Source organism: Burkholderia sp. Bp9012 (assembly GCF_003853825.1).
In the GTDB taxonomy this organism is placed as follows: Bacteria; Pseudomonadota; Gammaproteobacteria; order Burkholderiales; family Burkholderiaceae; genus Burkholderia; species Burkholderia diffusa.
The window spans coordinates 1-1,368 of record NZ_QTQA01000072.1; the positions used below are offsets into that span (position 1 = coordinate 1).

Consider the following 1,368-nt stretch of genomic DNA (forward strand, 5'->3'; position numbering starts at 1 on the left):
GAGAACGGCAACCTGCTGGAGCACATCCGCGCGGACGGCACCACCGTGCATTACGCGTGGGATAGCAAAGACCAGCTCATCAAGATCAGCGACGCCGAGGGCGGCCTCTGGCTGCGCGACTACGACACCCGCGGCCGCCTGACGGAGGCCATCGACCCGCTGGGCAACAAGACGGAGTATGCGTACAACTTGATGGGGTTGCCGATCGGCATCACCGATGCCAGCGGCAAGACCAGGCAGCTCGAGTACAACAGCAGCGGCCAGCTCACCCGCTACGTGGACTGCTCGGCCAAGGCCAGCGAATGGGCCTACGACGCGCGCGGCCAGCTTGTGCAATTCACCGACGCAGCGGGCCAGGTCACCCGCTACCGCCACGAGGCCGGCCAGCTCGCCGCGATCCGCTACCCGGACGATACCGAAGAGCACTTCGAGCGCGACGCAGAGGGCCGGCTGCTGAGCCACATCGATGCGCTGGGCCGGCGCACTGAATGGGACTACACCGAGGCCGGCCTGCTGGCCAAGCGGGTGGACGCCGCCGGCCAGTCCCTGCGCTACCAGTGGGACAAGCTCGGCCAACTCACCGCGCTGCGCAACGAGAACGGGCGCGATGCCGAGTTCCACTATGACCCGGTGGGCCGTCTGCTGGCGGAAACCGGCTTCGACGGTGCCATCACGCGCTACGAGTACGAGGAGGCGACCGGCAAACTGGCGCGCGCCATCGACGGGCAGCGCATCACCGCCTACACCTTCGATCCGATGGGCCGCCTCACCGAGCGACGCGCTGCGCTGCAAACCGGCGACGCAGCCCCGCGCGAGCAAGACTGGCAGGTCGAACGCTTCGCCTACGACCTCAACGGCAACCTCGCGCTGGCGACCAACGCCGACAGCCGCCTGCAATGGTTCCACGACCCGGCCGGCAACCTGGTGCGCGAACACCAGCACTACAGCCGATTGGGCAAGCCCCTGGTGGGTGTGTGGCTGCACGAATACGATGCGCTGAACCAGCGTATTGCCACCGTGCGCCCGGACGGCCACCGTGTCAGCTGGCTCACCTACGGCAGTGGCCACCTGCTGGCGCTGCAGCTCGACGAGCGCGAACTGGTCAGCTACGAGCGTGACGACCTGCACCGCGAGGTCGCACGGCTGCAAGGCAACCGCCTGCTGCAAACGCAGCAGTGGGACGCCATGGGGCGGCTCAGCGAGCAGGTGCTTGCCCATGAAGCCAAGGGGCCGCCCGGGCAAACTGCAGGCGGCAACCGCCTGCTGGTGCGCCGCTACCGCTACGACGCCGGCGGCCAGCTCACCGACATCAACGACACGCGGCGCGGGCAGCTCGCCTACCGCTACGATCCGGTGGGCCGCTTGCTC

The 1,368-nt window shown here is 68.3% G+C and carries 1 pseudogene; it reads left to right on the forward strand.

Annotated elements, in window-relative coordinates:
• A pseudogene (locus DIE11_RS35920) lies at window positions 1-1,368 on the forward strand (RHS repeat protein); the annotation flags it as partial.